The organism is Geoalkalibacter ferrihydriticus DSM 17813, from assembly GCF_000820505.1.
GTDB lineage: Bacteria > Desulfobacterota > Desulfuromonadia > Desulfuromonadales > Geoalkalibacteraceae > Geoalkalibacter > Geoalkalibacter ferrihydriticus.
Window position 1 is genome coordinate 557,372 of sequence record NZ_JWJD01000001.1, and the last position, 22,794, is coordinate 580,165.

24 protein-coding genes are annotated in these 22,794 nt (G+C 57.5%); 12 read left to right on the forward strand and 12 right to left on the reverse strand.

What is annotated here, in order from left to right:
* Positions 1 to 35: 35 nt before the first annotated feature.
* From nuoE to GFER_RS02775, 5 genes are read right to left on the reverse strand one after another with little or no spacing between them, the layout of a single operon-like run.
* A complete protein-coding gene (gene nuoE, locus GFER_RS02755; protein ID WP_040095832.1) occupies positions 36 to 533 on the reverse strand; it encodes an NADH-quinone oxidoreductase subunit NuoE in 498 nt (165 codons plus the stop codon).
* Between the two features lie 29 nt (positions 534 to 562).
* Positions 563 to 1,744: an NADH dehydrogenase (quinone) subunit D gene (gene nuoD / locus GFER_RS02760; protein WP_040095834.1), complete on the reverse strand. Its 1,182-nt coding sequence runs from the start codon at positions 1,742 to 1,744 to the stop codon at positions 563 to 565.
* Positions 1,745 to 1,785: 41 nt separating this feature from the next.
* Positions 1,786 to 2,277, reverse strand: coding sequence for an NADH-quinone oxidoreductase subunit C (locus tag GFER_RS02765; protein WP_040095836.1), 492 nt, complete (start codon positions 2,275 to 2,277; stop codon positions 1,786 to 1,788).
* A gap of 48 nt (positions 2,278 to 2,325) precedes the next feature.
* Positions 2,326 to 2,835 (reverse strand): NADH-quinone oxidoreductase subunit B, encoded by a 510-nt coding sequence (locus GFER_RS02770; RefSeq protein WP_040095839.1) that lies wholly within the window; start codon positions 2,833 to 2,835, stop codon positions 2,326 to 2,328.
* A complete protein-coding gene (locus GFER_RS02775) occupies positions 2,826 to 3,188 on the reverse strand; it encodes an NADH-quinone oxidoreductase subunit A (protein ID WP_040095842.1) in 363 nt (120 codons plus the stop codon). The genes GFER_RS02770 and GFER_RS02775 overlap by 10 nt, the downstream gene beginning before the upstream one ends.
* Positions 3,189 to 3,659: 471 nt before the next feature.
* Here GFER_RS02775 and GFER_RS02780 point away from each other — a divergent pair, with 471 nt between their 5' ends.
* The gene (locus GFER_RS02780) at positions 3,660 to 4,880 is read left to right on the forward strand and encodes a molybdopterin molybdotransferase MoeA (RefSeq protein ID WP_040095844.1); all 1,221 of its coding nucleotides are present in this window, start codon (positions 3,660 to 3,662) and stop codon (positions 4,878 to 4,880) included.
* A gap of 22 nt (positions 4,881 to 4,902) precedes the next feature.
* Here GFER_RS02780 and rsxE read toward each other — a convergent pair whose 3' ends face one another.
* Genes rsxE through rsxA form a run of 6 tightly spaced genes read right to left on the reverse strand, consistent with a single transcriptional unit; the run spans position 4,903 to position 9,932 of the window.
* Positions 4,903 to 5,499: an electron transport complex subunit RsxE gene (gene rsxE / locus GFER_RS02785; protein ID WP_040095847.1), complete on the reverse strand. Its 597-nt coding sequence runs from the start codon at positions 5,497 to 5,499 to the stop codon at positions 4,903 to 4,905.
* Positions 5,499 to 6,107 carry an RnfABCDGE type electron transport complex subunit G gene (locus GFER_RS02790; protein WP_040095849.1) on the reverse strand — a complete coding sequence of 203 codons (609 nt, stop codon included), beginning with the start codon at positions 6,105 to 6,107 and terminating at the stop codon, positions 5,499 to 5,501. Before GFER_RS02790 ends, rsxE begins: the two co-directional genes overlap by 1 nt.
* 12 nt (positions 6,108 to 6,119) lie before the next feature.
* Positions 6,120 to 7,115, reverse strand: coding sequence for an RnfABCDGE type electron transport complex subunit D (locus GFER_RS02795; RefSeq protein ID WP_040095851.1), 996 nt, complete (start codon positions 7,113 to 7,115; stop codon positions 6,120 to 6,122).
* 1 nt (position 7,116) lies between these two features.
* Positions 7,117 to 8,439 (reverse strand): electron transport complex subunit RsxC, encoded by a 1,323-nt coding sequence (gene rsxC / locus GFER_RS02800; RefSeq protein WP_040095853.1) that lies wholly within the window; start codon positions 8,437 to 8,439, stop codon positions 7,117 to 7,119.
* Between the two features lie 25 nt (positions 8,440 to 8,464).
* A complete protein-coding gene (locus GFER_RS02805) occupies positions 8,465 to 9,313 on the reverse strand; it encodes an RnfABCDGE type electron transport complex subunit B (RefSeq protein WP_040095855.1) in 849 nt (282 codons plus the stop codon).
* 37 nt (positions 9,314 to 9,350) lie between these two features.
* On the reverse strand, positions 9,351 to 9,932 hold the full coding sequence (gene rsxA, locus GFER_RS02810; protein WP_040095857.1) for an electron transport complex subunit RsxA: 582 nt from the start codon (positions 9,930 to 9,932) through the stop codon (positions 9,351 to 9,353).
* A gap of 377 nt (positions 9,933 to 10,309) precedes the next feature.
* On the opposite strand from rsxA, the gene hemL reads away from it, so the two are divergent.
* The 6 genes from hemL (at position 10,310) to GFER_RS02845 (ending at position 15,449) form a co-directional block, all read left to right on the forward strand.
* Positions 10,310 to 11,593 (forward strand): glutamate-1-semialdehyde 2,1-aminomutase, encoded by a 1,284-nt coding sequence (gene hemL / locus GFER_RS02820; RefSeq protein ID WP_040095861.1) that lies wholly within the window; start codon positions 10,310 to 10,312, stop codon positions 11,591 to 11,593.
* Between the two features lie 155 nt (positions 11,594 to 11,748).
* Complete coding sequence (locus tag GFER_RS02825; protein WP_040097280.1) at positions 11,749 to 11,997, forward strand: AtpZ/AtpI family protein; 249 nt, start codon at positions 11,749 to 11,751, stop codon at positions 11,995 to 11,997.
* Positions 11,994 to 12,368 (forward strand): ATP synthase subunit I, encoded by a 375-nt coding sequence (locus GFER_RS02830; protein ID WP_052445892.1) that lies wholly within the window; start codon positions 11,994 to 11,996, stop codon positions 12,366 to 12,368. The genes GFER_RS02825 and GFER_RS02830 overlap by 4 nt, the downstream gene beginning before the upstream one ends.
* Before the next feature lie 28 nt (positions 12,369 to 12,396).
* Positions 12,397 to 13,071, forward strand: a complete 675-nt coding sequence (gene atpB / locus GFER_RS02835; RefSeq protein ID WP_040095863.1) for a F0F1 ATP synthase subunit A — start codon at positions 12,397 to 12,399, stop codon at positions 13,069 to 13,071.
* 84 nt (positions 13,072 to 13,155) lie between these two features.
* Entirely contained in the window at positions 13,156 to 13,431 is a 276-nt protein-coding gene (gene atpE, locus GFER_RS02840) for an ATP synthase F0 subunit C (RefSeq protein WP_040095865.1), read from the forward strand.
* 155 nt (positions 13,432 to 13,586) lie between these two features.
* Complete coding sequence (locus tag GFER_RS02845) at positions 13,587 to 15,449, forward strand: cytochrome c3 family protein (RefSeq protein ID WP_040095868.1); 1,863 nt, start codon at positions 13,587 to 13,589, stop codon at positions 15,447 to 15,449.
* Positions 15,450 to 15,576: 127 nt separating this feature from the next.
* On the opposite strand, the gene GFER_RS02850 is transcribed toward GFER_RS02845, so the two are convergent.
* On the reverse strand, positions 15,577 to 17,415 hold the full coding sequence (locus GFER_RS02850) for a DUF2339 domain-containing protein (RefSeq protein WP_040095871.1): 1,839 nt from the start codon (positions 17,413 to 17,415) through the stop codon (positions 15,577 to 15,579).
* Positions 17,416 to 17,995: 580 nt separating this feature from the next.
* Here GFER_RS02850 and GFER_RS02855 point away from each other — a divergent pair.
* The 5 genes from GFER_RS02855 to GFER_RS02875 all read left to right on the forward strand — a co-directional run bounded on the left by GFER_RS02855 (position 17,996) and on the right by GFER_RS02875 (position 22,794).
* Positions 17,996 to 18,469: a cytochrome c3 family protein gene (locus GFER_RS02855; RefSeq protein ID WP_040095873.1), complete on the forward strand. Its 474-nt coding sequence runs from the start codon at positions 17,996 to 17,998 to the stop codon at positions 18,467 to 18,469.
* 2 nt (positions 18,470 to 18,471) lie between these two features.
* On the forward strand, positions 18,472 to 19,245 hold the full coding sequence (locus GFER_RS02860) for a 4Fe-4S dicluster domain-containing protein (protein WP_040095875.1): 774 nt from the start codon (positions 18,472 to 18,474) through the stop codon (positions 19,243 to 19,245).
* Positions 19,246 to 19,249: 4 nt separating this feature from the next.
* A complete protein-coding gene (nrfD, locus tag GFER_RS02865; RefSeq protein WP_040097285.1) occupies positions 19,250 to 20,497 on the forward strand; it encodes an NrfD/PsrC family molybdoenzyme membrane anchor subunit in 1,248 nt (415 codons plus the stop codon).
* A 345-nt stretch (positions 20,498 to 20,842) separates the two neighbouring features.
* On the forward strand, positions 20,843 to 22,306 hold the full coding sequence (locus GFER_RS02870; RefSeq protein ID WP_052445893.1) for a NapC/NirT family cytochrome c: 1,464 nt from the start codon (positions 20,843 to 20,845) through the stop codon (positions 22,304 to 22,306).
* Between the two features lie 140 nt (positions 22,307 to 22,446).
* Complete coding sequence (locus GFER_RS02875) at positions 22,447 to 22,794, forward strand: YtxH domain-containing protein (protein ID WP_040095877.1); 348 nt, start codon at positions 22,447 to 22,449, stop codon at positions 22,792 to 22,794.

The window sequence follows — 22,794 nt, forward strand, 5'->3', positions numbered from 1 at the left end:
ATTAAATGGGTTGGCTTGAAGGAAACGCTCCGTCCTTAATCCATCGCCTGGTATTTGTGGACGACTTCTTCCATCTTTTTTACCGAGATGCTGCCGTAAGTGTCTTCATTGACCATGATGACCGGGGCCATGCCGCAGGCGCCGATACAGGCCACGTGCTCAACCGTGAACTTGAGATCTTCCGTGGTCTCCGCGTGCCCGACACCGAGAATCTGACTGAGGGTATCGGCAATACGCCCAGCCCCCTTGACGTGACAGGCAGTCCCCATGCACACACGGACAATATATTTGCCGCGTGGCTCGAGGTGAAACTGCGCATAGAAGGTCAGGACCCCGTAAATCTGGCTCGTATACACATTGAGACGCTCAGCGATCAAGTGAATGCAGGGCTCGGGCAGATACCCATACTCATCCTGCACTTCCTGCAGAACGGGCATCAGGGCGCCCTTCAATGTGAGGTACTTATCGATCACCTTGTTGGCAGGGCCAAGATCAATTTCCTCTTGTGCCACAGGCGCTTCAGCGTTACTCATGGAGAAACCCTTTCTGCGGTGATGGATAATTAACGGTCGATATCGCCAAGGACGATATCGAGGGTTCCAATAACTGCAACCACATCGGCGATCATCCGTCCCTGAACCATCTGCGGCAGAGCCTGAAGGTTCATGAAGGAAGGGGGCCGTATCTTCATACGATAAGGGCGACCGGAACCATCGGAAACCAGATAGAAACCCAACTCACCCTTGGGCGCCTCGATACTCTGATAGATCTCGCCGGCTTCGGGCTTGAAACCCTCGGTGACGATTTTGAAGTGATGGATAAGACCTTCAATGGTTTCTACCACATCCTTCTTCGGCGGCAAGCAAACTTTGGGCACATCGGCGAGGATCGGACCAGGCTTGAGCTTGTCCAAAGATTGAAGAACGATCTTGCAAGATTCGCGCATTTCGTCCAGCCGCACCTTGTAACGCGCCCAGGTATCGCATCCCTCGCTCACCGGAACCTTGAAATCATATTGCTCATATCCGCTATAGGGATGGTCGCGACGCAGATCCCAATCGACCCCAGACCCGCGCAGACTCGAGCCGGTAATGCCGATATCGAGAGCCGCCTCACCACTGATGACGCCAACCCCGCAGATACGCTTTTGCCAGATCTTGTTTCCGGTCAACAGGCCTTCATAGGTCTCGAGATGCTCGGGCATCTTCTCGACGAACTCGCGCACTTCCTTCTCGAAGCCATCCGGCAGATCCGCCGAGAGCCCGCCAACTCGAAAGTAGTTGGAGGTCATGCGTGCGCCCGAGATCTTCTCGTACAGGTCCATGATGTGCTCACGCTCACGGAAACAGTAGATGAACACGGTCATGGCACCGATATCCAGCGCGTGACAGGCGAGCCACACCAGATGGCTCTTGATGCGGGTCAACTCGGCAAGCATCACGCGGATGACCTTGGCGCGCTCAGGGATGACATCGGTGATGCCGAGCAGTTTCTCGACCGCCAGCACATAGCCGAGGTTGTTGGCCATGGGCGCGAGATAGTCGAGTCGGTCCGTCAGGGGAATGACCTGGTGGTAGGTGCGATATTCGGAGAGCTTTTCCACCCCGCGGTGCAGATAGCCGATATGCGGAGTGGTCTTGACGACGTGTTCGCCGTCAAGCTCCAGAACGAGCCGCAACACCCCGTGAGTAGAAGGGTGCTGGGGCCCCATATTTATGGTCATGGTTTCGGTTGTCGCTGCCATGGCGTGCCTCGTTCCTTTGGGGTTTCTCGATTGGGTTCCCGTCAGACTTCCCGACCCTGATAGGACTCGCGATCAGGGCCCTGCAACGGATAGTCCTTACGCAGTGGGTGGCCGACCCAATCGTCAGTCATGAGGATGCGGCGCAAATCGGGATGGTTATTAAAAGAAATACCCATGAGATCCCAACATTCACGCTCCGGCCAGTTGGCCGCGCCCCACACGCTGCAGACCGAATCGATGCGCGGATCAGCCTCGGCCACGGGTGCCTTGAGGCGCAGCCGCTGCTTGGCCTTCATGTTGTAGATGTTGTAAACCACCTGAAAGCGCGGCCCAGCCCCGCCCATGGCGAGGAGATCCACACCGCACAGGTCGGCAAGCATGTTAAAGCCGAGGTCATTCTTACAAAAGGCACAGATCGCCAGAATGTCCTCTGCCCGCACTGTCAGCGTAACCTCCCCCCGGTACTCCTTAACCTCGAGCACGGAGGACGAAAATTTTCCCTTGAGTTTTTCTACTGCGGCCTGATCGGTCATCCTTCTATCCTCATCACAAGGTTTCCGAACCCAAAATTCAGCCAGGAATCAAGCGTCCCTGACAACCTCGCCCAACCCGATGGCGGCTCCGAAAGTGTTGCGCTCCTTCATGATCTTTTCCTGAAGCTTTAGCAGACCATAAAGAAGCCCCTCGGGACGGGGAGGACAACCGGGGATGTAAACATCGACGGGCAGGGCTTCGTCGACACCCTGCACGGTACTGTAGGTATCGAAAACACCGCCGGAACACGCGCAGGCGCCCATGGCAATGACATAACGCGGCTCGGGCATCTGGTCGTAAACCGTCTGAATCACCGGCAGCATCTTCTTTGTGACCGTACCCGCAATGACGATCAGATCCGCCTGCCGCGGCGATGCGCGAAACAACACGCCGAAACGGTCAAGGTCAAAGCGCGCCGCACCCGTAGCCATCATCTCGATGGCGCAACAGGCAAGGCCGAAGGTCATCGGCCAAAGAGAACGGGACCGGGACCAGTTGACGACCTTGTCCAGACTGGTGGTGACAAAACTGCTTCCCAGAGGCTGATCTACTCCCATTCCAGTGCTCCTTTTTTCCAGTCATAAATGAAGCCGACAATGAGGACGAAGACAAAAACCCCCATGACCGCGGCGCCATAAAGACCCAACTGCTTAAAAACCACCGCCCAGGGGTAAAGAAAGACCATCTCGAGATCAAACACGATAAAGGCCACCGCCACCAGATAGAACTTGATCGAGACACGCTCCCGCGCAGAACCCACAGGCGGCAAGCCGCACTCATAGGGAGCAAACTTGACCGGGCTCGGATTGCGCTTCTTCATTCCGATCAAGCCGGAGAAAATCACCGACCCAAGAGCGAAAGCCAGGGCAATCCCGATAAGGACGAGAATCGGCAGATAAGCGTCAAGCATAGGGCGACTCCTCCCAACGTTGTTTTATTACGACTCCCTAATGGGCCCGGATGCCGTTTACGGCTCAGGCCAAGGCAAGGTAGGACAAAAGCCATTTCTTGTCAAGGAAAAAATACAGTATACTGTATGCACTTTAAGCCAGCTAAATCACCTGTTAAAACAGTTGTTTATCCATACACCGAGAGGCTTTCGAGACAACCCTTCACGGACCAGATCCGGGGCTCGAGACACTCTTGTGGGTCGCCTAAGAGAGCGGGCTTAAAGGAGATTTTGTGCTTTGCGCGACTGTGCGCCATACGGGATCCTCTTTGTGCAGTCGCACACTTGAATGGCGCCACCCCTTTTGCCCGCCCCCGACACAGACATAAGGTAAACACTCTTGATCTTTCCCTTGCGCCTCCGGCACAATCAGGACCAATCAATTAAACCGTCGGCCTGCTACGGCAGCCGCTCTCAAGAATCGGGATACCCATGCTCCGTTTTGAAGAAGCCCGCCGTCTCATTCTCACCCACACCAGCCCCCTGGACACTGAGCGCATCTCTCTGTTTACCGCTGGAGGACGAGTTCTCGCCGAAGAGATCCGCGCGCCCTGGGATCTACCACCTTGGGACAACTCGGCCATGGATGGCTATGCGGTTCGTCTGGCGGACTGCGCCCCGGGACGGCGCTTGCCGGTGAGAGGCTATCTGCCCGCCGGTGCCGTTCCCGGAGCGGCCCTCGCCCCGGGTGCCGCGGCAAAAATCATGACCGGTGCGCCCCTTCCCGCCGAGGCCGACACCATCGTCCCTTTTGAACAGGCCGATGAACAAGACGGCCAGGTAAGCTTTAGCTCCACCCCCCAGGCAGGTGCGCACATTCGCCGGCGCGCCGAGGATCTCCGCAGCGGCGACCTGGTAATTCCCGCCGGAACACCCTTGCGTCCCGCTGAAATCGGCATGCTCGCAACATTCGGCAAAATTCTCATTCCGGTTTTTCGCCGGGCACGCATCGCGGTGCTGTCCACCGGCGACGAACTGGTTGAGCCCGGAGATCAGCTCGGCGAGGGACGCATCATCAACAGCAATGCCCTGGCCATCGCCGCCGCCCTGAGTGAACTGGGCGCCGAACCCGTGCTCCTCGGCATTGCGCGCGACAATCGCGAAAGCCACCTGCAGCTGCTCGGCGAGGGCCTGAAGGCCGACGCCCTCATCACCTCGGCCGGAATCTCCACCGGCGATCGCGACCTGGTTCGCGAGGTGCTCCTTGAACTGGGCGCGACCGAAATATTCTATAAAATCAACATCAAGCCCGGGCGCCCCACGGCATTTCTGCGCTTTGGAGCCAAACCCGTATTTTGCCTGCCAGGCAATCCCGTGGCGACCTTGATCACCTTCGAGGAACTGGTTAAACCGGCGGTGCTCAGGATGATGGGACATCACCGGGCCATACAGCCCTTTATCAAAGGCACGCTGCGCGAAGATGTCCGCAAGAAACCAGGTCGCGGCCAGTTCTTGCGGGTCGCCCTGGAGATTCGCGACGGGCGTATCCTGGTCAGCACCAGCGGCGACCAGAATACCGGAATCCTGCGCACCCTGGTGCGCGCCGGCGGCCTGGTCTACCTGGCGCCCGAGGCCACGCATCTGCCGGCCGGCAGCGAAGTCGACGTGCATCTTCTCGGAACCCCGCGGGAGGCCCTCGACGAGCAGGCTTGAGCGAGCCGGACAACCCGGCCTTTCAAGCTCGCGAGCGAGCAGATTCTATGCGGTTCATGCCCGCCAGTAAAAAACCCAGAGTGATAAAGGCGCCCGGCGGCAGAATCATCAGGAGAAAGGGTTGATAGCCTCCACCCAGCAGGGTAACGCCGAGCAGAGTTCCGGCACCGAACAGCTCACGCACCGCGCCGAGAATAAACAGAGCCAGGGTAAAGCCCAAACCCATGCCGACACCATCGATCACCGCCGCACGCAGGGGATTTTTCGAGGCAAAGGCTTCGGCGCGCCCGAGAATCAGGCAGTTGGCCACGATCAGGGGGATGAAAATCCCCAAAGCCTTGTGCAGATCGTACATATAGGCTTCCATGGCCAGCTGCACCAAGGTAACGAAGGACGCTATCACGACAATGAAGGCCGGAATGCGCACCTTGCCGGGAATCACCTTGCGCAACAACGACACCACGATGTTGGAGCACAACAGCACAAATGTGGTCGCAAGCCCCATTCCCAGACCGTTTTCCGCACTGGTGGTAACGGCAAGCACCGGACACAGGCCGAGCAGCAGCTTGAAAACGGGATTTTCACGCCACAGCCCGCGGGTAAAAACGGCCTTCAACATCAGGATCCCCCTTGTGGCGCTGAGGCAAGGATTTTTTCCCGCTCGGCACGAAAAAACTCCAGCCCATCGAGCACCGCGCCCACCACGGCCCGCGCCGAAATAGTCGCTCCAGTCAACTGATCAAAGTCGCCGCCATCTTTTTTCACCGACCAGCGTACGTTGTCCCGCGTCTTGCCGACGAACTGTTTCCTGAACCAGTCATCTTCGATCTTGTCCCCCAGTCCCGGGGTCTCGGCATGATGCAGGATGGCGATGCCGGACACCTTGGCCTCGGGCGCGACCCCTACCATAATGTGGATGTTGCCGCTATACCCATCCGGCGCAACCACCACGAAAGCCACCCCGCTGATTTCACCCTCCAGGCGCCCCCGGTAGAAGGTTCGCTCCAGAGGGGCGCCCCTGCGGTCACGGCCGACCTCCAGGGTGACGACGTCCTGGTCGGGTTGGTTGTCAAACGTCGGCAAAACCTCGCGCAGCGCCCGCAGGGTCTCCTGCCGGCGCTGTTCGGCGATGGGCTCGCGGGTCACCTGCTCCGCCAGAGAGAGGACCAACCCGGCACCGCTGGTGATCAGAGTGAGAACCAATGCAAGACGAAAAATATCTTTCATGGAATGCTGCCTCTATGCCTGAGCCTTGGCCGCACCATGGCCGAAGACGCGCGGCCGCGTATAGCGGTCGATAAGCGGGGTGGCTGCATTCATGAGCAGAATGGCGAAGGAAACCCCCTCGGGATAGCCGCCGAACAGCCGGATCAATACCGTGAGCAGGCCGCAACCCACCCCGAAAAGCGCCATTCCCCAAGGCGTAACGGGGGAAGTCACCATATCGGTGGCCATGAAAAACACCCCAAGGATGAGGCCTCCGGTTAATAAGTGGAACAGGGGACTGGGGTAGCGCGACGGATCGATCAGCCAGAAAATCCCCGAGAGCAGTACGACGCTGCCGATAAAACTCAAGGGAATGTGCCAGGTGATAATCCGCTTCCAGAACAAAAAAGCGGCGCCCAACAGCAATGCCAGTGCGGAAACCTCGCCGAGACATCCGCCCATATTGCCGAGAACGTAATTAAGGGTGTTTTGCTGCAAGGCTGCGGGGAGTTCGCCGGTGAGCATCACCGCGCTTTGCATTTCGCCCAGGGGAGTGGCCGTAGTCACCACATCCAGCCCTGAGCCCCAGGGTGTCGGCGCACTCCAGGTGGTCATCTGCACGGGAAAGGAAATCAGCAAAACCACCCGCGCCACCAGGGCCGGGTTGAAAGGATTATGCCCAAGCCCGCCAAAAACCTGTTTGCCGATGACGATGGCGATGACCGCCCCGATGAGCACCAGCCACCAGGGACTGGAGGGCGGCAGATTGAGAGCCAGCAGGATGCCGGTCAGAGCAGCGCTGCCGTCGCGCCAGGTGAAGGGCCGCCCCATGAGTTTTTGGCAACACACCTCCGTCAGGACGCAGGTCAGTGTACATAGAGCCAGAACTCGCAGCGCCGGCAGACCGAAAAGGTAGACGGCCACGGCGCACGCCGGCAGCAAGGCATAGATGACCGCGCGCATGATCTGCTCGGTGTCCTGCTTCGCGCGAAGGTGGGGCGATGAGGAGATATAGAGTTTCTGGTCCACGTCAGTGTTTCTTTCTCTTGGCCGAGATCGACGCCTTGGCATGACGGATGGACTGCACCAGCGGAATGGCAGACGGGCAGATGTAGGCGCAACTGCCGCATTCGATACAGTCCATGGCGTTAAACGCCCGTGCCTCAGACATCCTGTCGAGACGGGCATAGGCGGCAATTGTGGTAGGGGCAAGACGCGCTGGACAAACCTGCAGGCAGCGCCCGCAGCGGATACAGGGCCCCTCGGGCCGCACGGCAAGATCTTCTTCGCGCAACACCAGAACGCCGGAGGTCCCGCACACTGCGGGCACATCGAGTCCAAGCTGCGCCGTTCCCATCATCGGCCCGCCGACGATGATCTTGGCGGGCACCCCCTTGAGGCCGCCGCAACAGGCGATTAAGTGCGAAAGGGGCGTGCCGATACGGACCCGCAGGTTTTTCGCCTCGGCCACCCCGGGTCCGGTTACGGTAAGAACACGCTCGATCAAAGGTCGGCCACTGCTCAGAGCTGCGGCCGCCGCCTCCGCGGTACCGACATTCTGTACCAGCGCTCCGACATCCATGGGCAAACCGCCACTGGGCACCTCGCGCCCGGTCATGGCATAAATCAGCTGTTTTTCCGCGCCTTGAGGATATTTGGTCGCAAGCGCCACCACCTCAATGCCGGTCTCGCGGCATGCCTGACGCATGGCGAGAACGGCATCGGGCTTGTTATTTTCGATGCCTACGCATACCCGCCGCGCACCAAGCGCCCGACGAAAAATATTGATGCCGAGCACAATCCCCGCAGCAGCCTCGACCATCAGGCGATGATCACCCGTCAGATAGGGCTCGCATTCAGCGCCGTTTATGATCAGGGTATCAATGGATTTCTCGGGCGGCGGCGAGAGCTTGACATGCGTAGGAAAGGTCGCTCCACCCAAGCCGACAATACCCGCCCCACGGATACGCTCGCGCAACTGTTCTGGGCTTAGGCTACGATAATCCGCGCCGCTTAAAGCGCCGTGTCGTTCATCAATGCCGTCGGGGCGAATAACCACTGCCTCAAGAGTTTTGCCGGACGGGTGAGGCCGCGGCTCCACGGCCACCACCTCGCCCGAAGTCGAAGCATGCACCGGAACCGATACCATACCGCGCGCGCGCCCAATGGCTTGGCCCTTGAGAACCCGCTCACCGACGGCTACGCAGACTTCAGCCGGCACCCCGATGTGCTGGGACAGGTGAATGCTCAGCTCTTCAGGCAGGGGACAGTCCTCGATAGCCTTGTGTGCCGAACCCGCCTTGCAGTCGGGGGGGTGAAGGCCACCGCGAAACGTTTTATACTGCTTGATCATGATGGGCGGTCCCTGAAAAACGGCCTCAGGCCGCGATATCCGGTTTGGAAGATGATGCAGGCCCCAGGAAGGAGCTTCCCGCGGGATAGCCCTTGGCAAAGTCGCGAATACATTTGGTCGGACACTTCTCGACCCCCGGCGCCGCGTCCCCGTGATGCTCATACACCACCCGCGCGAGAAAATCCTCGACGATGTAGGCCTGGGGCGCGGCCTTGTGGCAGATATGGCAGGCGATACAGCCGATCGAACAATATTTGCGCACCACCGCGCCCTTGTCGTGGCTGTTGCACAGCACATGCACCTCGGCGGCTGCGGGTGTCATGCGGATCAATTCGCGCGGGCAGACCGCGACGCACTTGGTACAGCCCGTGCAGAATTCGCGGCTGATCACCGCAAGCCCCTGGGGAGTGATTTCGATGGCGCCGAAGGGGCAAACCCGCAAACAGCTTCCCAGACCCAGACATCCACCGGGACAGTGTTTGGGGCCGCCGATTAGCTTCTGTGCCGCGTTGCAATCGTCGATCCCCAGATAGCGATACTTATCCGCGGCGTGCTGACGATCGCCCTGGCACAGGACCACCGCAACCTGCGGGTCAGAACTGACCGCCGCCACACCAAGGATGCGCGCAACCTGTTCCACCGTTTCCTTGCCACCCGGCGTGCAGTCACCGGGATCAGCCCGGCCTTCGGCCAGCGCCTGGGCAAACCCGCTACAGCCGGGGTAGCCGCAAGCGCCGCAATTGGCTCCGGGCAACGCCTCAAGCAGAGCCAGTTCGCGCGGATCGACTTCAACGGCGAATTTTTTCGCGGCCAGGCCCAGAATAATCGCGGCCGTCAAGCCGATGCCACCAAGACTCAGTATCGCTTCAAGCATAACCAGGATTCCTGTCGACCAGAGCACGCACCGGGCATCATCCCTTCACCAATCCGGCAAAGCCCATAAAGGCCAGGGAAAGCAGGCCGGCCGTGACAAAACCGATGGCCGCCCCGCGAAAGGCAGCGGGCACCGGCGCAAGCTCGATACGCTCGCGCAAACCGGCAAAGAGCACCAGCGCCAAGGTAAAACCGATGGCAGCCCCGAGAGCAAACACCACGGCCTCAAGAAATGTGTACTCGTTCTGGATACTGAGAACCGCCAACCCGATCACTGCACAGTTGGTGGTGATCAGCGGCAAGAAAATGCCGAGGGACTGATAAAGTGCCGGGCTGGTTTTCTGCATCACCGTTTCCACCAACTGCACCAGCGAGGCAATAACGAGAATAAAGGCGATGGTTTGCAGATATTCAATGTTCAAAGGGGTCAGGATAAAATATTGGATCAGCCAGGTCGCGACAGCCGCGACGGTCATGACAAAGGTTACCGCCATGCCCATTCCCAAGGCCGTTTCAACCTTTTTCGACACCCCCATAAAGGGGCAGATGCCGAGGAACCGGGCGAGCACGAAGTTGTTGACGAAGACGGCACTGATGAGAATGAGGGCAAGTTCGGTCACGAAAGTCTCCGCCGATAATTTATTCCAGAAAGCGCGCAGCGACCTGAGGGCTCAATTTAATGGAGGGCTTGGTCTCTGTCAAACACTTAACGGTGGAGGGAGACACTCCCTTCAGCCGACAAGCCTGATTCCAGGCACTTATCGCACCCTTCAACCGCCCCTCGAGCGACTCCTGGACAGATTTGCGCCGCAAACCAAAGGTAGACCGCGCCTGCTTTTTCTTCAGGGCATTCAGAGCCCGCGGCAGCGCTTGACATCCCCTCTCGCCCATGCTAAGCAAGCCCTCATCCTCGAGTGACCGGGCTCCCGTGCGAACCGGCGGGGCTCATCAATTTTCAACGGAGGAGCGCCTCCGCATCGACAAAAGGATTCTCATCATGGAACACAAGGAATCGGCAAAGCTTTTTGCCCAGGCCAAGCAATTCATTCCGGGCGGGGTGAACAGTCCGGTGCGGGCCTTTAAATCGGTGGGCTGCGATCCGGTGTTCATCAGCCGCGCCCAGGGCGCCCATGTGGTCGACGCCGACGGCAACGATTATATCGATTATGTGGGCTCCTGGGGACCGATGATCCTTGGCCATGCCCATCCCAAGGTCATCGAAGCCATTACCAGGACCGCCGCATCGGGTTGCTCCTTCGGCGCGCCCACCGCCCTGGAAACCCAGCTGGCGCAAATGGTGTGCGAAGCCTATCCCAATATGGAAAAAGTCCGCATGGTCTCCTCTGGCACCGAGGCGACCATGAGCGCCATCCGTCTGGCGCGCGGCTATACCGGGCGCGACAAGATCCTCAAATTCGACGGCTGCTACCATGGGCATGCCGACAGCCTGCTGGTCAAAGCCGGCAGCGGCGCCGCCACCTACGGCGTGCCCACCTCGCCCGGCGTGCCCGCCGATTTCGCCAAACACACCCTCACTGCGACCTACAACGATCTGGGCGAAGTCAAAGCACTGATCGCCGCCAACTCCGGCGACATCGCCTGTATCATCCTTGAACCGGTCGCCGGCAACATGGGTTGCGTCCTTCCGCAAAAGGGCTTTCTCGAAGGCTTGCGCGCACTGTGCACCGCCGAGGGTATCGTGCTGATCATCGATGAGGTTATGACCGGCTTCCGCCTGGCCTACGGCGGCGCCCAAGAGCGCTTTCAGGTCTGGGGCGATCTGGTGTGTCTGGGCAAAATCATCGGCGGCGGCATGCCGGTGGGCGCCTTCGGCGGCAAAGCCGAAATAATGGACAGGCTCTCGCCCCAGGGCGGAGTTTACCAAGCCGGAACCCTCTCCGGCAATCCTTTGGCCATGAGCGCCGGGATCGCCACCCTGAGCCTGCTTAAAGAAGAAGGCTTCTACCAACAGATCGAAGAAAAAAGTGCCTACCTTGAGCAAGGATTGCGCCAAGCAGCCGGCCGGACCTCACTGCAAACCTGCTTCCAGCGGGTCGGCGGCATGTTCTGCACTTATTTTCAAAATGGGCCGGTCGACAACTTTGCCCAGGCCGCGCAGAGCGACACCGACGCCTTCGGCCGCTTCTTCCGCAAGCTTCTCGATCAGGGGGTCTACATCGCCCCTTCGCAGTTTGAGGCCGGGTTCATGAGCATGGCCCACAACCGGGACGATCTCGACCGCACCATCGAGGCCGCCGAGCGTGCGTTTGCAGCGCTCTGAGCCGAAGAGATTCCAACTTGCGCACCCCTCCGCGGCAGGTGCCACACGGCCCTGCCGCGGAGGGGTGTGCGCCGAAAAAGCCGTTGACATCCCCCAAACCCTGTGATAATTAGGACGGGTTTTTCCGTATCCCTTGCATGCTGTATACAAAAGCCATGGCCTCAAAAGACCGCCAACTGATTAAATCGCTGGGCTTTTTGTCCGGCATCGGGATATCCATGGTGGTTGCGACCCTGATGGGTCTGGCCATCGGCTACTACCTCGACAAGTGGCTGGGCACATCGCCCTGGTTGACCCTGCTCTTTCTGCTGTTCGGTGTCGTTGCGGGCTTTCGCAACATCTACATTCTGACCGATCGCGAACTCAAGCGGCAGCAGAAAAACGACGACGATGACCGACAGTGAGTGATTCGGATCGGGAATTTCTGTCGCGACTCGCTCAGCGCAATTGGATTATCCTGCTTGGCCTGGTCGCGTTGAGTCTTTTATGGCGCTCCGCGATGCTGACTTCCGGGATCCTTGCCGGTGGTGTCCTGGCCCTCGCCGGTTTCTGGTGGCTGCACAGAGGGCTGCAACAGATACTGGCTCAGCCATCGCCTCAAACCGCACGGGCTTTTCAGGTGCGTTACTTTTTGCGCATGGGGGCCCTCGGCATAATTCTTTACTTCCTCATCGCCCGCCTCGGCGTCCATCCGGTGGGATTGGCGCTGGGCCTTTCGGTGGTGGTTATCAACATCTTCTGTACCGCGATCGTTCGCTTCGTCCGGCACAGGTGACAAGACCTCGCGAGGAGACTTTCATCTCATGATTCACCCGTTTTTATTTCTGGATTGGCTGGCCGATTTGGTCAACCTGCATGTCGGAGAACACGTACTCTATGCCTGGCTCGCCATGGCGCTGCTCATCGTTTTGGCATTTGCCGCCGGGCGCAACCTCAAGATGGTTCCCCAGGGTCTGCAGAATTTGATGGAGGTGGTCGTCGGTGCAATCCTCGATCTCATGGATCAGATCATGGGCCCCAAGGGCCGCGGCTATCTGCCCCTGATCGCCACTCTGGCCCTGTTCATCCTCACCTGCAACCTGCTGGGTCTGGTGCCCAGTTGCTTTCCTGCAACGGCCAACGTCAACACCAACCTGGCCATGGCCGCCACCGTTGTGGTGCTCTCGCACATCGTCGGCTTCAAGGAGCACGGCCTGCACTATCTGAAGCATTTTGTCGGACCCGTCTGGTGGTTGGCCCCAATCATGATCCCCATTGAGGTCATCGGTCATATTGCCCGGCTGGTATCACTGACCCTGCGTCTTTTCGGCAACATGTTCGGCAAGGAAGTCGTGCTCATGATCTTCCTCACCCTGGTGCCGTTTCTGCTACCGGTGCCGATGATGTTGCTCGGTCTGCTCATCGCTTTCATTCAAACTTTCGTTTTTACGCTGCTGGCCATGATCTATCTGGCCGGCGCACTGGAAGAACAGCACTAATCAAGAATCAAAGCAAGGTGAACTCAGTTATGTCCACAGTCCTATGCCATATAGGAAAAACAAACCGCAAAAAGGAGAAAAAACATGGATTTCTTTACTTGGTGCATGATCGCTGCAGGCTTTTCGATGGCTCTCGGTTCCCTGGGGACCGGTCTCGGTATGGGTAACGCCATCCGCAGCGCGGTCGAAGGCGTGGCGCGCAACCCCGGTGCCAGCGGCAAGGTTCTGACCACTCTGATGATCGGTCTGGCCATGATCGAGTCCCTCGCCATCTACGTGTTCGTTGTGGCCATGATCATCCTGTTCGCCAACCCCTTCACCGAGCAGGTCATCGCTCTGGCGGGTACCGTCGCTTACTAAGAAGAAAAACAGGGTGTGTTCCCCAGGAACACACCCTGTTTTTTTAGATTCAAACCCTACCATTTCACCTTGTCTTTTATTTTTGTACACTGCCACCTCGTTCCAATTTGCACAACCTGTGATTTTTAGGGAGCAACCACGCTAGGAGGAGTTCAATGTTTAAGTTATTTTCCAGGTTTGCCGTTGCGGTACTTTTGTTGTTGCCGTTAAGCCTACCCGTCCAGGGGGCTGAAAACGGCCTTGCCATCGACCCCATGACCTGCCTCGAATGCCACGACAACGTGGTGTCCGCGGAAGTTTTCGCCGCTTCAGTCCACGGCCGCAACGCCTGCACCAGCTGCCACACTGACATTACCGACCTGGACGCCCACATGATGGGCGAGCAGATGCCCGGGCCGGCCCAGTGCGTGCGTTGTCACAAGCAGGAGACCGCCGAGCATTTTGCTTCGGTGCATATGCTGTCCGGCATCGGCTGCGCCGATTGCCATCACGACATTCACAGCCACCAGTACTGGCAGGGCGACAAAAACATCGCCAACGACAAATGCACCGAGTGCCACTGGGATTCCTGGGAAGTATACAACGACTCGATTCACGGCCAGGCCGTGGCTGAGGGCAAGATGGATTCGGCTGCCTGCTTTGACTGCCACAACCTGCACCGCATCGAGGAAATTGGTGATCCAACCTCCTTCCACAATCGCGAATTTCATACCACGGTGTGCCTCGATTGCCATGCCGACCAGGAAATGATGGCGCGCAACAACGTCACCAGCGTTGCCGTCTCCACCTACATGAGCAGCTACCACGGCAAGACCTATCGTCTCGGCTATCCTGAACTGGTCGCAGGCTGTGCCGATTGCCACACATCCCATGGGGTTTTTAATCACAATGATCCGCGCGCCAGCACCCATCAGGACAACCTGGTGGCTACCTGCGGCGCCTGTCATCCCGGGGCCACCCCGCTGTTTGTACAGTTCTATTCCCATGGCGACATGACTGACCGGGCAAACTATCCGATTCTCTACTGGACTTTCATCGCCATGACCACCTTGTTGGTCTCGGTTTTTGCGGTTTTCTGGATACACACCCTGCTTTGGATGTTCCGCGGTTTTGTCGAAAACCGTGAAAAGCGCGCCGCTCTGATTCGCGGGGAAGTTCCGCACCACATTCCCGAAGCACACAAGATCTATCGGCGCTTTAACCGCCTGCATATCTTCCTGCACCTGCTGGTCATCATCAGCTTCCTCGGGCTTTCCTTGACCGGTTTGCCGCTCAAATTTGCGGGGCAACCCTGGGCCAAATTGCTGATGGAGTTCTTCGGCGGAGCCCACAATGCAGCCCTCATTCACCGCTGGTGCGCCGTCATCACCTTTGTCTACTTCGGTGCCTCCCTGGTGATGAGCTGGAACTTTCTTTTCGTGCGCAAGGATCTTCCCGGAAATCCCCTGCAGCGACTGTTCGGACCGGATTCCTTGTTCCCCAACCTGCGTGATGTTCGCGACATTACCGCAATGGTGCGCTGGTTCTTGTTCCTGGGACCCAAGCCGGTTTTCGAGCGCTGGACATATTGGGAAAAGTTCGACTTCCTCGCCGTGTTCTGGGGCATGATCGCCATTGGCGGTTCGGGCCTGATGCTCTGGTTCCCTGAGTTTTTCGGCGGCTTCCTGCCCGGCTGGGCCTTCAACGTCGCGACCATTGTCCATTCGGACGAGGCGCTTCTCGCGACCGGGTTTATCTTCACCGTCCATTTCTTCAACACCCATGGCCGGCCAGAGAAATTCCCCATGGATTTCGTTATATTCAACGGTGAAATGAACAAAGAAGAGTTCATCCACGAGCGTCTTGACCAGTGGAAACGCTACGAGGAACTCGGCATCACCGAGCAGTTCGTCAAGCCCAAACCTTCAGGCGTTGTGTATGATTTCATCCTTAAGACCTTCGGCTTCCTTGCCGTATTTACCGGCATCGGTCTGGTCTTCCTGATGATCTACGCCTTCATGACCTCTGGGTTTCACTGATCCCTGACGGCCGGGGTTCCGGCCTGGGTTAACTGCAAGAAAAAGGGCTGCTCCCATGGGGGCAGCCCTTTTTTTTTGCACCATCAACCACCAAGCTTAGCTGAGCGCCAGGAAACCCTTATACTTGCTACCTGCGGGCGGCCGATGACTCTGAGCCCTGTCCGGATTGCTCTTTCTGGGTGGGTGTGCAGGCCGCGCCAATGCGCAGCCAGCGACCCAAAACCAGGGATTGAACGGCGATGGCAGCCCCGAAAGAAAAGATGCTCACTACCAGAGGAAATCCTTCAATACCCTGCCCCGAAAGTCCGAGCAGATCAAACAGGAACACCTTTCCGGCACCCACCAGTGTGATCAGGACCGCAAGGTTGCGCATCTCGCGATCCCGACGCACCAAAGACCAAATCATGACAAATACTGCCCCGACACTGATGAGTACGGACTGCATCCCCATAAAACCAAACAGTCCGGTCGACGAGAAATCCGGTACCACCAAGGCATATACCCCCCGTGCAAAATAATAGGCATGCCCCAGGGAGGCCAGCAGCAGAAATATGCAGAGCCGGTTACCTTCATCGAGTTTAGAAAAAAATCGCGATTCAGCCGGCGGCGGATTGCGCAGACACCAGCGATAATGCCAAAAAACAGCGACCGCCAAGGCTCCGGCCAGAGCCATGGCCGGAAGGTATTGCGTACGATGGAGATCCGCCAGAAGCCAACTCCCCAGCGCAAAGCACACGTAAAATTGCACGAGATAGGACACCAGCCTCAAGGCACCTAGGCGCCATTGCGCCGAAAGGTGGGCTCCCCAAAAGGCGGTCCCGGCGAGCACGCCCAGGGCCAACAAGGGCGCACCAGCCCCCAGACCAAGCACCAGACCTGCGAGGACTGACCCACCCAGGAAAAAGCTGGTTGCCGCCCGCCTTTCAGCACCCGGGCGCTGCCCCAGCCAAAGCGCCAGGGAAAAATAGGCGATGGCGGCCGAGGCGCCAAGCAGCGTCACGCCCACAAGGTTTCCCAACCAAATTTGCGCCACATAGACTGTCACCGAAAAAGACCAGACCCCAGCTACCGCTGGCAACGCAAAATCAAACCGGGCGATTTTCTCCGAGGCGGGACGCAAGATTCCGTAGAGTGCGCTGAGCAAATATCCCATGGCAAACAGCAACATGGACGGGAAAAACCACCGTTGCGCCAGATCACCTGAAGGCTGCGCCTTTCCCCCCAGCGTTAAACCGATTTTGTAGCCCCACACCTGAATCAGCACCGCGGTTACCAGAAAAAGCGTCCACCGCAGCCAGGAGCAGCGCTGCAGCCGCGAAGCGACAAAGCCTAGAGCATTAGCAGAAATGAGCAAAATGACCAGAGCCGGATAGGAAGGATTGGGGTAATCGAGGGCCACTCCGGCAATGCACAGGCCCAGCGTTCCGACAAAAATAGGCAGGGCCGCGCGGGACACATAGCTGATGACGGCCATCAAGGCACCAGTCCCAATGACCAGAATGTAGGCTAAAGCCGTCGGCAGAAAAGAGAAGCGTGCATGGGTCTCACTGACCACCAGAAACATCAGAAGCGCACCGCATATGGCAAACACCGGCGCCAGAGGTCTACCGCTGCGGTACTGCAGCAAACCAAGAAGCATTAGAGCGGTTGCGTAAAACATTCCTGTCGGGGAACCAATGCGGATGTCAAGCCATCCGCTGTCGGTCAGTGTGCGCAGGATCAAGGCAATAACCATTAAAAAACAGACTGCCGAAACCCGCTGCAGCAAAGCCGAGCGGCCCACCCAGGAGAAAAAGGCATCAGCGGGTTCGGCTTCGCCGACCGCTTCGGAAGCCTTCAATGAAACCGCAGGGTTGGGCACAGGCGAACTCTGCTGCCTGCTCAGGTGATCAACCTGCTCACGAAGCCTCTGAACCTCTGCGGAAAGTCGCTCGATACGATCTTCCAAAGACGAATTATCACCCATGAAACGGCTCCCCAGGGAAAACCCCTTGCTGCTGCGGAACGTCATCGCGGACCAAAAATTTTAGCCCTACCAATGATTTTTGAAATAGGCTGCTATAATTTCTGAACAGGCATTGAATAATTGCGAAAATGAGCACCCAAAGACCCAACCTAAACCCCCAAAACCCTTTTTTATATTTTTTACCGTACAAATTCTTGCCATCTAAAACATTTGTTTTTTAACTGTTTTTTTTGTATAACATTTTTATATTTTTTTTACTACCCAGCTTTTCACATCCATTTACTGACGCACATTGGCCAAACCTAAGCCTGTGCTTCTGCAAGCACTTCTCGACCCGGTCTTTACAGAACTGCGAAATAGAACACAAGTTTGCTTTTTAGCGCAGGGGCAAGTGCGCAACCGCACACCCTAGAACGGTTCAAAAATTCGTTGTTTTTTCGTTTTGTCTGTGGTTTCTTGACGCGTCCTTCAGGCAGAGTCGGAAATCTCTTAAACCCTCGCACAAGGAAAGTTAAATGCTTTTTTATGCAGATCACCTGCAATCCACCGGGACAATTATCATTTCGGAAGGGAGTTGATCGTGAAAAATCATATCTGGCGCCCCCTCTATGTCGTGCTGGCTCTGGTCGTCGTCATCCTGATCGGCCGCGCCTTTTATGTGCCAAAGGATTTCGGCGTCCACGGCGGTGAAGGCTACATGTACGGTTGGTACCGGGCGAGCAATGTCGAGGAATGGAAAGAGTTCCCCTCCCTTTACCGTTCCATGACCTACTGCGCTGACTGCCACATGGACAAGACGGACCTTGCCCCGACCTCCATGCACGGCGCGATCCAGTGCGAAAACTGCCATGGTCCAGCCCTCAACCATCCCGAGGATCCGGTGCAACTCACCATCGACCGCAGCCGCGAGCAATGCCTGCGCTGCCATGCCCGCTTGCCCTACCCGGGCAGCGACCGCGGAAAGCTGTCTGGGATCGAACCCGATGAGCACAATCCGGGCATGTCCTGTGTTGATTGCCACGATCCCCACAATCCAAGCCTGGAGGAGATGTAGTCATGAAGCGTCGTGATTTTCTCAAAGGCACAGCCGTTGCCGTCGTCGGAGCGAGCGCACCCCTGGCCGCTTTCGACTGGCTCGATCCGCGCGAGGTATTTGGCGCACGTCCCGACCTGCGCTGGATCTTTCTCGTCGATACTCATAAATGTGTGGGCTGCGGCTTTTGCGTCAAGGCCTGCAAGGACGAAAACGGCATTCCCCAGGAAACCAATGCCACGCGAACCTGGGTCGAGCGCTATGTTATGACCAAGGACGGCCAGGTCCACGCCGACTCGCCGCGCGGCGCCAACGAAGGTTTTCTCAACCGTGAAATCGAGCGCGGCACCGCCGGAAAACTCAAAATTGCCGATGAAGACATCGCCCAGGCATTCTTTGTACCCAAGCTCTGCAACCAGTGCGATCACCCCTCCTGCGTACAGGTCTGCCCGGTGGGCGCCACCTACAAGACCGAGGACGGCGTGGTGCTCGTCGATCGCACCTGGTGCATCGGCTGCGGCTACTGCGTCATGGGCTGCCCGTACGGTGTGCGCTTCTTTCACCCGATCCACCATGTGGCGGAAAAATGCAACTTCTGCTACCACCGCATTCATCGCGGCGAGACCACGGCCTGCGCCTTCGCTTGCCCCTTCGGGGCGCGCAAGCTCGGCAATCTCAGAGACCCTGAAGATCCGGTTACCAAGGTGGTCATGACGCAGAGGGTCGGGGTGCTCAAGGATGCTTTCGGAACCAAGCCCCAGGTTTACTATCTCGGGCTCAACATGGAGGTGCGTTGAGATGCTGACTCACGGTGAAATCTGGACGGCAAAAGAAATGTTCGTTCTGCCCAATGAATATATCTACTGGTCCATCCAGATCGTCATGTACCCCTTCATGACCGGTCTGGTGGCCGGTGCTTTCGTTCTCTCTTCGCTCTACCATGTGTTCGGCTTTAAACAACTCAAGGATATCGCGCGCTTCTCGCTGGTCTTTTCGTTTGCTCTGCTGCCGGTGGCGATGATGCCCTTGATGCTGCACCTGTCCCAACCGCTGCGCGGCATTCATGTCATGATGACACCTCACTTCACCTCTGCCATAGCAGCCTTCGGCATCGTCTTTCTGACCTATGCCTGCATCGTTGCCTCGGAGCTCTGGTTCGTCTACCGCAAGCATTTTGTCGATACCGTGCAGGGCCTGAAAAACAAATCTGATCGCAACGGCATGGACAACCTGCGGCTCAAGTTCTTTTCCCTGCTCACCCTGGGGGCCACGGACATCAGTCCCGCGGCACTGGAAAAGGACCACAAGGCAGTCACGGTCCTTGCGGCTATCGGTATTCCCGTCGCCTGCTTCCTGCATGGTTACGCAGGTTTTATTTTCGGCTCGGTCAAGGCCAATGCCCTGTGGATGACTCCTCTGATGCCTGTCATTTTCATCTGTTCGGCAGTGGTGTCCGGCATCGCCCTGTGCATTCTGTGCTACATCCTCACCATGGAAATCCGCAAATTCAGGGCACGTCGCAAAGGGACAGCCGGTGGTGCCACCGTCGAGCAGCTCAAAGGCGTTGAAGATTATGAAGTCCGCGTAAGCGCCCGTTATCTGCTGATCTTCATGATTTTGGCGGTAACCTTGGAGTTGCTGGACATCATTTTCCGCGGCTATACAGCAGTCAAATCCTGGGAAATTCTTCGCTCGGTCATTTACGAAGTGGACTTCACACAGATTTTCTTGCTGCAGTTCGGCCTGGGCAACCTGGTTCCTTTCATTCTTCTGCTCATTCCCGGGCTGACGGTAAAGCGTGCGGCCCTGGCCAGCGCCCTGGTGCTCTTTGGTGTGTTCATGATGCGCTGGAACGTCGTCATCGGCGGCCAGGCGTTCTCCCTGACCTTTGCCGGCTTCATGCACTACCATGTGCCGATCATTCCAACTACGTGGGAAACCTTCCGTGAGGGCCTGGCGGGAGCCCTGCTGGTGATTACAACACCGTTTGTGCTTTTTTACTTTCTTAACAAAATCTTCCCCGTGTTTTTGAAGGAAGAAGCCCACTAAGGAACGCGATTCGAGCCCTTAACAAGAAGAAATGCCGACCGCCTATGCGCCGGCGTTTCTTTTGTCGGCCCGTGCAATTGCACAGTCTTTCAAGGGGGCATAACACAGCCGCGCCTGTACGGTTTCCTCTTTTTTTATGCGCACTTGCTCACCCCTGGCGGGCATTTTATGCATTGACAAACCGATGTTTTTCCAGGTATTTTTCACACCTGTGTGAAAATCGGGATATATACGGTCGCCTGGCGACCGCCGCGCGATGGTTGATTTGCTGCGCTCAGGACTAGCCGCGAAGCCGTCTTATAAATCTCACTCCTGCAACAATTCCAACACAAAGGGGCTGCAAGAATGAAGAGCTTGACCAACATCGTCACCGCCTTTGCCAAAGGCATCACCCACAGTCGGGTGTCTCTCATCGGTGCCATGATCGTCACTGTAATTTTCCCGTTTCTGCTCGGCGCCATTTTCTATGATCTTATCTGGCATATTCAGAACACCTACGTTGCTGCGCTTATTTACATGGTTCTGGGACCCGCCTTCATCACCGGCCTGGTCATGGTGTTCCTCGGCCTGTTTTTCTTCAAGGGCCAGGAAGAGGTGCGCCTCTTCACCATGGAATACCTGCGCGACTATTTCACTGATCCAGCCAAATTCAGCAAGCTACGTAAGCTGGTGTTTTTCGCAGTGTTTCTGACCGGCATCAACCTCTTCATCATGGGCCTGCTGGCCTATCGTGGCTATCACTACATGGAGTCCAACGCCTTCTGCGGCCAGTTCTGCCATACGGTCATGAGCCCGGAGTACACGGCCTACCAGAACTCGCCCCACTCCCGCGTCGCTTGTGTTGAGTGTCACATCGGCGCCGGTGCCGACTGGTTCGTCAAATCCAAAATCACCGGCGCCTATCAGCTGCTTGCGGTCATGCTGGACACCTTCCCGCGTCCCATTCCCACGCCGCTCCATGACCTGCGCCCGGCCACGGAAACCTGCGCCGAGTGCCACCGGCCCGAGAAATTCCACGGCAACCGCCTGGTGGTCAATGATCATTTCGACGAAGACGAAGAGAACACGCACCGGAAAAACGTGCTGCTCATGAAAATCGGCTCGGCGGGCGATCGCACCACCAGTCCCCATGGCATCCACTGGCATGTGTCGGAAGACAACCTCATCACCTACAAGGCATCTCCCGACCGCACGGTGATCCCCGAGGTCACCCTGCATCGTCCAGACGGCACCAAAGTCATCTATCGTACGCCCGATGCCGACGAGGTACTCGCCGAAATCGGAGCCGATGTCGTCGAACGCACCATGGACTGCATCGACTGCCACAACCGGCCTACGCACATCTATAAAAAGCCCGGTCCCGCCCTGGACCGCAAGATGCTTGAGGGTGTCATTTCCCAGGAATTGCCCTATATAAAGCGCCAAGCCATGGAAGTCATTCAGCGTGACTACGCCAGCCACGATGAAGCGCGCAACGCCATCGCCAACGAGCTCAACACTTGGTACAAAAAGAACTATCCCGATTTCATCGCCGCAAATCCCGGCAAATTGGAGCAAGCCATCGCCGGCGTTCAGGCGGCCTACCTGGAGAACGTCTTCCCCGAGATGAACATTACCTGGGGAACCTATGTGGATCACATCGCCCACACGGAGGATTTTGACTTCCAGAACGGCTGCATCCGCTGCCACAACGATATGCATGAGGCGGAAACCGGCGAGTTCATCTCCATGGACTGCACCATCTGCCACGAAGTGCTGGCCCAGGACGAAGTCCGTCCCCAGGTTCTCAAAGATCTCGGCTTCTATTAAAAGTCTCGCATTTTGAGTATTTCGTTGTCATCCCCGGCTCCTGCGGCCGGGGATTTTTTTTGTTTTCCCTAAAGGCTCTCGGATTCTTGCACCGGCTCGGAACTGTGTTATTTGTTATAGAAATCAAAAGGAGGTACGGTATGAGTGATCAGAGCCACAAGACCCTGACGGGAGCATTGCTGTTGTTGGCAGGGGGTGCTGCAGGAGCGGCGGTTGCCTTGTTGTTCGCACCGCAATCGGGACGCCGTACCCGCCGCAAGATCGAGCGCAACCTGCACCAGGTGAGCCGCCGTGCCGGCCAGAGCACCCAGGAAGCCGCGACCCGCCTGCATGACATGATTGAAGGTCTGGGTGAGCAGGCTGGGGATCTAGTCGAGCGCGGCGAGGAAATGGCGGGTGATTTGCGCCAGCAATTGCTGCAGCAGTTTGAGCGCGGCGAAAAAGCTCTGGCACGGCGACGGCGTCAACTGGCCAAGTACGACGAATGA

Excerpts from the sequence above, each read along its gene's own strand:
- nuoE (WP_040095832.1), bottom strand. The coding sequence starts at position 533 with ATGAGTAACGCTGAAGCGCCTGTGGCACAAGAGGAAATTGATCTTGGC.
- nuoD (WP_040095834.1), bottom strand. The coding sequence starts at position 1,744 with ATGGCAGCGACAACCGAAACCATGACCATAAATATGGGGCCCCAGCAC.
- GFER_RS02765 (WP_040095836.1), bottom strand. The coding sequence starts at position 2,277 with ATGACCGATCAGGCCGCAGTAGAAAAACTCAAGGGAAAATTTTCGTCC.
- GFER_RS02770 (WP_040095839.1), bottom strand. The coding sequence starts at position 2,835 with ATGGGAGTAGATCAGCCTCTGGGAAGCAGTTTTGTCACCACCAGTCTG.
- GFER_RS02775 (WP_040095842.1), bottom strand. The coding sequence starts at position 3,188 with ATGCTTGACGCTTATCTGCCGATTCTCGTCCTTATCGGGATTGCCCTG.
- GFER_RS02780 (WP_040095844.1), top strand. The coding sequence starts at position 3,660 with ATGCTCCGTTTTGAAGAAGCCCGCCGTCTCATTCTCACCCACACCAGC.
- rsxE (WP_040095847.1), bottom strand. The coding sequence starts at position 5,499 with ATGTTGAAGGCCGTTTTTACCCGCGGGCTGTGGCGTGAAAATCCCGTT.
- GFER_RS02790 (WP_040095849.1), bottom strand. The coding sequence starts at position 6,107 with ATGAAAGATATTTTTCGTCTTGCATTGGTTCTCACTCTGATCACCAGC.
- rsxC (WP_040095853.1), bottom strand. The coding sequence starts at position 8,439 with ATGATCAAGCAGTATAAAACGTTTCGCGGTGGCCTTCACCCCCCCGAC.
- GFER_RS02805 (WP_040095855.1), bottom strand. The coding sequence starts at position 9,313 with ATGCTTGAAGCGATACTGAGTCTTGGTGGCATCGGCTTGACGGCCGCG.
- hemL (WP_040095861.1), top strand. The coding sequence starts at position 10,310 with ATGGAACACAAGGAATCGGCAAAGCTTTTTGCCCAGGCCAAGCAATTC.
- GFER_RS02825 (WP_040097280.1), top strand. The coding sequence starts at position 11,749 with ATGGCCTCAAAAGACCGCCAACTGATTAAATCGCTGGGCTTTTTGTCC.
- atpB (WP_040095863.1), top strand. The coding sequence starts at position 12,397 with ATGATTCACCCGTTTTTATTTCTGGATTGGCTGGCCGATTTGGTCAAC.
- atpE (WP_040095865.1), top strand. The coding sequence starts at position 13,156 with ATGGATTTCTTTACTTGGTGCATGATCGCTGCAGGCTTTTCGATGGCT.
- GFER_RS02845 (WP_040095868.1), top strand. The coding sequence starts at position 13,587 with ATGTTTAAGTTATTTTCCAGGTTTGCCGTTGCGGTACTTTTGTTGTTG.
- GFER_RS02850 (WP_040095871.1), bottom strand. The coding sequence starts at position 17,415 with ATGGGTGATAATTCGTCTTTGGAAGATCGTATCGAGCGACTTTCCGCA.
- GFER_RS02860 (WP_040095875.1), top strand. The coding sequence starts at position 18,472 with ATGAAGCGTCGTGATTTTCTCAAAGGCACAGCCGTTGCCGTCGTCGGA.
- GFER_RS02870 (WP_052445893.1), top strand. The coding sequence starts at position 20,843 with ATGAAGAGCTTGACCAACATCGTCACCGCCTTTGCCAAAGGCATCACC.
- GFER_RS02875 (WP_040095877.1), top strand. The coding sequence starts at position 22,447 with ATGAGTGATCAGAGCCACAAGACCCTGACGGGAGCATTGCTGTTGTTG.